Origin of the sequence: Paenibacillus prosopidis (assembly GCF_003337375.1) — a bacterium.
Taxonomy (GTDB): domain Bacteria; phylum Bacillota; class Bacilli; order Paenibacillales; family Paenibacillaceae; genus Pristimantibacillus; species Pristimantibacillus prosopidis.
This window is the reverse complement of the sequence record NZ_QPJD01000026.1, coordinates 56,170-62,771: the sequence shown is the minus strand read 5'-3', so window position 1 is coordinate 62,771 and position 6,602 is coordinate 56,170. Positions and strand designations below refer to the sequence as shown.

The following is a 6,602-nucleotide window of genomic DNA, read 5'->3' as shown; positions in this document are numbered from 1 at the left end:
ACCAAGCTGTGTATCCGGTATTAGCATTCGTTTCCGAATGTTATCCCAGTCTTACGGGCAGGTTACCTACGTGTTACTCACCCGTCCGCCGCTAATCTTATCCCGAAGGATAAGATCCGCTCGACTTGCATGTATTAGGCACGCCGCCAGCGTTCGTCCTGAGCCAGGATCAAACTCTCCAAATTGGTGTTTGACTTGCTCATTACTTTTTTATCGCTTTTTCCGCTCATCCGTTAGGATTTGCGGGGCAGTTATTACTCGTTGTTCAGTTTTCAAAGAACAATCTTTTCTTTCGTGTCAACCGCGTATTTCTCAGCGGCGACTTTTATAATATATCACAGATGCCCAAGTTAATGCAAGTACTTTTTTTAAATCTTTTTTTAAAGCTCATTCACTTACTCTTGGCGCGAGAACTAATGTAGCATATAATCGCTGTTCCCGTCAACCTTTTACGCAAATCCTTTTTTACAAGTTCTTTAAACAACTACCCATTGGAGCCCCATGATTAAAGCTATCCCAGGAACACCCAATGTAACCACTGTTCCAATCGTTACAGGATTAAGAGGAATATACATGCCTGGAACAAGCTCAGAATAGTTTAATAGATACAACAAAGCCGCTGCCAGAACGAGATGCAGCGTAAAGCCGCGAAGCCAACCCCAAGACAACCTGTTGCGTAAGACAACGGCCACCAACATAATAGATGAAGCTATAAAAATGGACATCCATAACGCCTTCATTTGAATGCTCCCTTCCATACCGGCCAGATTCCGTCCGTTTGTTTTGCGATGCGAAGCAGCATTTCATACCTTTTTTCAGCAGAAATAATGGCATAGATGGCGTAATCAACCTGATCCTTACCGGATGCATAGTTAAAAAAACGATTTGCGTTTTCCCATTCTTGATGCGCCTCCACAATTTCCGTTCTTAACCGCTCCATTCGTTCCTCATTAATCATATCTGTCTTCTGCTTCTGCTTAGTCAAATGCTTCCCCTCCCGCTTGTCCTGCCTGCTAACAGCTTTCTTCTATATGTATAAGCTTGGACTGCAGAATAGAACGCGAACATGGGCAGATGTCACAATGGCAGGCGAGAATATTGGTCCAAAAAAATACGGCAGGTCAAGGGTTACCTTGACCTGCCGTATGGTAAGCATGCACTTCTAAAATTAATTCAACTCTCGACGACCCTCTAATGCTTTAGAGAGTGTTACCTCATCTGCGTATTCGAGGTCACCGCCGACAGGCAAGCCGTGTGCAATACGGGTTACACGAATGCCAAAGGGCTTGACGAGCCTCGATAAATACATGGCAGTGGCTTCCCCTTCAATGTTTGGGTTCGTCGCCAAAATAAGCTCCTGTACCCGTTCATCACTTAAACGTCTTAATAGCTCAGCAATTCGGATTTCGTCGGGACCGATTCCTTCCATTGGGGAAATCGCACCCTGAAGAACGTGGTAATGTCCTTGGAAATCCTTCATTCGTTCAATAGCAACGAGATCCTTGGATTCTTGAACGACGCATATAACAGAGTTGTCACGCGACTTATCTTGGCATATTCTGCACGGATCTGTATCCGTTATGTTGCAGCAAACCGAACAATAAAACAAATTGCGCTTAACGCTTACTAGCGCCTTGGCAAAATCAATTACGTCGTCTTCCTTCATCCGAAGCACATGAAAGGCCAGACGGGCGGCCGTTTTGGGCCCAATACTCGGCAATCGCGTAAAAGCATCAATTAATTTCGCTATCGGTTCGGGATAATACAAAACTAGGTACAGCTCCTTTCAAACGGAAGCGTGACGCCTCTTAGAACAATCCCGGAATTTTCATGCCTCCGGTAAACTTGCCCATATCTTTGTTCGCCAGCTCATCTACCTTTGCAAGAGCATCGTTAACCGCTGTAAGAACGAGGTCCTGCAGCATTTCGACATCTTCAGGATCTACCGCTTCAGGCTTGATTATAATATTAAGGAGCTTTTTGTGGCCGTTAGACGTTACAGTAACTACTCCGCCGCCAGCTGTTCCTTCAACCGTCTTGGTTTCCAGTTCTTCCTGCGCTTTCATCATTTGATCCTGCATCTTCTTTACTTGCTTCATCATTTGGTTCATATTGTTCATTTGTAGTCACCTCATCATTAGAATTTATTCGTTTTCCTTCACAACAACCAAATCTTCGCCAAAAAGCTTTACAGCCTCTTCTACCCAAATCGGCCGGCTTGCCGCTTGCGGCGCGCCATCAGACTCCGGTTCAAGCTGCATCGGCTCGCTCTTCTGTGCACTGACACCTGAAGCAGCAGCTTGCCAATCCTTCAGCATGACGGTAACAAGCCGAAGCGGCTCACCAAGCACATCCTGTAAGACTTTCTCAATAATTTCGCGATTTGCTTGCTTCTCGGTCGTTTCCCGATGCATCGTATTTTTAAAAGCAACAAGCACAGATCCGTTGACCGTTGAAACAGGTTCTCCATCCACCAGCCAGGCATGAACCGTGATCTTCGCCTCTTTCACACGCTGTAGCACTTCGCTCCATTTCATGCGGGCTTGATTAGATTCAGCGCTTCCCGCTGCTGCCGAATACGCATCGAGCTTAACGGTCGCACGCGAAACACCGCCAGAGCCGCCTCCGAATGATCCGCGGACTGCGGCGGAACGGGCAGCTGCAGGCTGACGAGCAGCGGCGCCACCATCCGCCGGCTGGCCGCCTCCAGCAGCTATCCCATTCTGCAGCGCCTGCTCCAGCTTACGCTCGAGCGCCTCGACCTGCTGCCGCAGCCTGCTTACTTCTGCTGAAGGCGCTGCTGTTGCACCGGAGGGTGTGGAACTTCCGGAGGAGGTTCCGCCTGAAGCAGGGTCCTCATTAAGCGTACAGAGCTTCATCAGCGCCACTTCAAATAACGTTTGAGGCTGCGAAGCATGCTTTAGCTCTACTTGATAACGATTAAGCGTATCAATCATAGCGAACAAACGCCCGGGAGTAAAAGCATCCGCCATTACACGGAACCGTTCAGGATCAACGACGCGCTCCGTTACCGCTCCACCTTGAGGCGCAAGCTTCATGACGAGCAGGTCGCGGAAATAATAAATTAAGTTTTCCATACATTTATCTGCGCTTTTGCCGGCTTGCATCAAGCTCTCGACCAGCGGCATAACTGCTGCGACATTACGGTCCTTGACCGCTTCCGCCAGTTCATAAAAGTGATCGGCGGCCATTCCGCCGGTCACATCGACCGCAGCATCGAGTGTAATGCTGTCGCCTCCGAACGCAGATACCTGCTCAAGCAAGCTGATTGCATCGCGCATTCCGCCTTCAGATAACCGAGCAATATAGGCTATTGCATCCTCATCAGCACGTATGCCTTCTTCATGACAAATCTTGAGCAATCGTTCAGTTTGCTCTTCAAGCGAAACCTGCCTGAAATCAAATCGCTGACAGCGCGAGATAATGGTAGCAGGCAGCTTATGCGGTTCAGTCGTCGCCAAGATAAATATAACATGCCCCGGCGGCTCCTCCAATGTCTTGAGCAAGGCGTTAAAAGCCTCAGCCGTAAGCATATGTACTTCATCTATTATATAAACTTTGAACCGCACTTCAGAAGGTGCGTATCTGACTTTATCACGAATATCACGTATTTCATCAATACCACGGTTAGACGCAGCATCAATCTCGATAACATCCATAATATGCCCAGCCGTAATGCCTCGGCAAGCATCGCATTCGTTGCATGGCTCAGCAGCCGGACCGCGTTCGCAGTTAACGGCTTTCGCCAAAATTTTTGCAGCGCTCGTTTTACCTGTTCCCCGCGGGCCGTTAAATAAGTAGGCATGTGATACACGCTGTTCACGAATCGCGTTCTGTAAGGTTTGGATAATATGCTGTTGTCCGACCATATCCTGAAACGTCTGCGGACGCCAGGCTCGATATAAAGCGATATGTGACACGCGGACCGTTCCTTTCAATTTGCCTGGTGTAAAACTTTTAATGATACCTCTATTATACAACAACTGCGTGGCAAGCAAAACTTTCTTTTGCCCGCCTGCGTCATATCAAATTGAAAGATTCGCAAACAAAAACACCTGTATCCGCTTCGACTTAAAAATCGAACAGCGTTCACAGGTGTAGCTTTTGTTATGGTTATTCCATTAAATGAATCATTGAACCGTGCACCTGCTCCTGATAAATACGACCCAGGCGGCTTCCTTGCACTACAGCTCGAGCCAGGCACTCCCCCGGCACATGAACTAATTTGCTTACGGCTGCTTCCTTCCGGACCTGACCGGGTTCACAAACGTCCATTGCGGAGGACCCGACTGTCAACACTGCTCGCAAGTGCCAGACCCTACATCAGCATAACCTCAAGCAGGAATTCAACCTCGCTACAGCGGATTGCGAGTTACAGGGCACCGCTACCTCCCCGTCTAGCACGGCAAAAATAAGTATAGCCCATTCTGTCCTAAAGCGCAACACACGGAGAAAAGTGGAAGCTTCAAGCGGCGGCTCATCTTTTTGTTTCTACATGAACATGGTAACGTGGCATATTACTTTGAACCACAGATTGAGCTTTTTCCCACAGCTGCTCAACTTCCGCATCTGACAGATTTTTATTCACCTGTAAATTTACATGCATATCGGTGCCGTTAAAATATACCTGCGTGCGTTCAATACCGTTAATTGGCTTAAGCACCTGTTCAACCATGTTGCCATCCGCCTCATAATTCAAGGACATGTACCGCCCGGGCATATTAGGGTTACTGTTGGAGTAACCCATGTAGCCATCGTGGCTATACGTCTTTGTATGTTCGTAGTTAGTTTGGCCGCAGCCTCCGGCAATCAATGCGAAGAAGCAAAGGAACGCCACAGATACCAGCTTCCAGCGATGATCGTTACTTTGTTCAAAACGTTCTTTATACATCAAAAAACCTCCCTTCTATCCAATAGGATGGCTGAGGGAGGTTCTTGTATTCTGCCAAATAAAGGCGGAACGATCCGTGATATTAAATACCGTATTTCTTCTTGAAACGGTCGACGCGGCCGCCGGCATCCAGGAACTTTTGCTTACCCGTGTAGAATGGGTGACATGCGGAGCAAACCTCAACGCGAAGGCTCGGTTTAATCGAACCAGTCTCGAAGGAATTGCCGCAAGCGCAAGTAGCTGTAATGACGTGGTATGTCGGATGAATAGCTTGTTTCATCTCGTTCACCTCTTTCTGCCCTGAGTCACATGCGGACACAGAGTTAAAATCACACATAACGGATTATAGCATGAACTGTTTTGCAGTTGCAATGAATAATCACTCATATGTTGGTACTAACTAATTTTCCCAGATTTACTATACCTTAACGGAGCAGCGCTGCAGGCGGAACATGTGTATAAGAGCCTATAACAACGTCCGGAAGCTCATCGCGGAAAATTTCGAGCATTTGCTTCATTCCATATATTTCACCCTGCGCCTTCGGAATAATTTCCAAGTAGCTTTCAGGGTCAATATTCAGATTGCGCATTTGGATAAGCTTCAGACCGGTACGCTTGACGAACCCGATCATCGCCTCAATCTCTTCTTCACGATCCGTAACTCCAGGGAATATCAAATAATTGATTGATGTGTAAACACCTTTATCGGACGCATACTTAAGCGACTTCTCGACATTTTTCAGTGTGTAACCGCGAGGCTTATAGTATGCGTTGTAATGCTCATCGATCGCACTGATCGTACTGACCCGCATAAGATTAAGCCCAGCATCGACAATCGCCCGCATATAGTCAGTTAATCCGGCGTTCGTATTAATATTAATATAGCCGAGCGACGTTTGACTGCGCACCCGCTGCATAGCCTCAACGATAATTTTTGCCTGTGTCGACGGTTCACCCTCGCAGCCTTGGCCGAAGCTAATGATGGAATCAGGCTCACGCAAATGCTCCAGCATAATTTCTACGACTTCATCCACGGTCGGCTTGAAGTTCATCCGCGTCTGCGGAGCGACAAAACCGCTGTCGTCCGGCTGCTCAGAAATACAACCGAAGCAGCCTGCATTACAAGAATACGATACGGGAACAGCGCCCTCCCAGCGTCCTAGAAACGTATTGGAGGATGTAAGGCATTCATAGCCTAATGCGCAGTTCGATAAATGCTTGTACAACCGGTTTTCAGGATATTTGGCGAGCAAACGCTCCACCTGTATTCCCAGTTCTCCCCGATCGCAATTTAACGGGTCCCATCTCTCAGGGTCATCGCATTGCTCTGCAGTTACATAGAAATTGCCGTCCTTCCATACGACAGCCGTATAGCCGAACAAAGGGAGCTTCTCATTCTTATCCGCTTTGACATATCCTGGCAAGCAAAGCCTGGTGAATCCTTGCGGAAGCAATGCTCCGACAGCCTGAGCACCGCCGGGCAGAACCTGCATTTCACCTGTATCCGGATTAAGTCCGATCGGCCTCGTGAAAGGCAGACTGACGAGTGTCGCTCCATTCGGCAGAGGGATGAGCTCCTCCTCCATAATTTCAACGATCATATCGCCGCTTCTTCCTAAAGCAACAAAATCGGGATGATCAAATACATTTCCGTTTACATCCGCATATACGAGATTCATGATGTCCTCCT

The 6,602-nt window shown here is 47.8% G+C and carries 8 protein-coding genes, 1 rRNA gene and 1 other RNA gene; all 10 read right to left on the bottom strand.

What is annotated here, in order from left to right; all coding sequences use genetic code 11:
• Positions 1–185: ribosomal RNA gene (locus tag DFP97_RS28455) — 16S ribosomal RNA — on the bottom strand; the annotation flags it as partial.
• A 291-nt stretch (positions 186–476) separates the two neighbouring features.
• A complete protein-coding gene (locus DFP97_RS28450; RefSeq protein ID WP_114384042.1) occupies positions 477–740 on the bottom strand; it encodes a pro-sigmaK processing inhibitor BofA family protein in 264 nt (87 codons plus the stop codon).
• Positions 737–985, bottom strand: coding sequence for a DUF2508 family protein (locus DFP97_RS28445; protein ID WP_245976634.1), 249 nt, complete (start codon positions 983–985; stop codon positions 737–739). The genes DFP97_RS28450 and DFP97_RS28445 overlap by 4 nt, the downstream gene beginning before the upstream one ends.
• Positions 986–1,168: 183 nt before the next feature.
• The gene (gene recR / locus DFP97_RS28440; RefSeq protein WP_114384041.1) at positions 1,169–1,768 is read right to left on the bottom strand and encodes a recombination mediator RecR; all 600 of its coding nucleotides are present in this window, start codon (positions 1,766–1,768) and stop codon (positions 1,169–1,171) included.
• A 40-nt stretch (positions 1,769–1,808) separates the two neighbouring features.
• Positions 1,809–2,120 (bottom strand): YbaB/EbfC family nucleoid-associated protein, encoded by a 312-nt coding sequence (locus DFP97_RS28435; protein WP_114384040.1) that lies wholly within the window; start codon positions 2,118–2,120, stop codon positions 1,809–1,811.
• Between the two features lie 24 nt (positions 2,121–2,144).
• The gene (dnaX, locus tag DFP97_RS28430; protein ID WP_114384051.1) at positions 2,145–3,941 is read right to left on the bottom strand and encodes a DNA polymerase III subunit gamma/tau; all 1,797 of its coding nucleotides are present in this window, start codon (positions 3,939–3,941) and stop codon (positions 2,145–2,147) included.
• 218 nt (positions 3,942–4,159) lie between these two features.
• An RNA gene (gene ffs / locus DFP97_RS28425) (signal recognition particle sRNA large type) lies at positions 4,160–4,427 on the bottom strand.
• Positions 4,428–4,498: 71 nt separating this feature from the next.
• Positions 4,499–4,912, bottom strand: a complete 414-nt coding sequence (locus tag DFP97_RS28420; protein WP_114384039.1) for a hypothetical protein — start codon at positions 4,910–4,912, stop codon at positions 4,499–4,501.
• An 82-nt stretch (positions 4,913–4,994) separates the two neighbouring features.
• On the bottom strand, positions 4,995–5,192 hold the full coding sequence (gene rpmE / locus DFP97_RS28415) for a 50S ribosomal protein L31 (RefSeq protein WP_114384038.1): 198 nt from the start codon (positions 5,190–5,192) through the stop codon (positions 4,995–4,997).
• 145 nt (positions 5,193–5,337) lie between these two features.
• The gene (locus tag DFP97_RS28410; RefSeq protein ID WP_114384037.1) at positions 5,338–6,591 is read right to left on the bottom strand and encodes a radical SAM family protein; all 1,254 of its coding nucleotides are present in this window, start codon (positions 6,589–6,591) and stop codon (positions 5,338–5,340) included.
• Positions 6,592–6,602 lie beyond the last annotated feature (11 nt).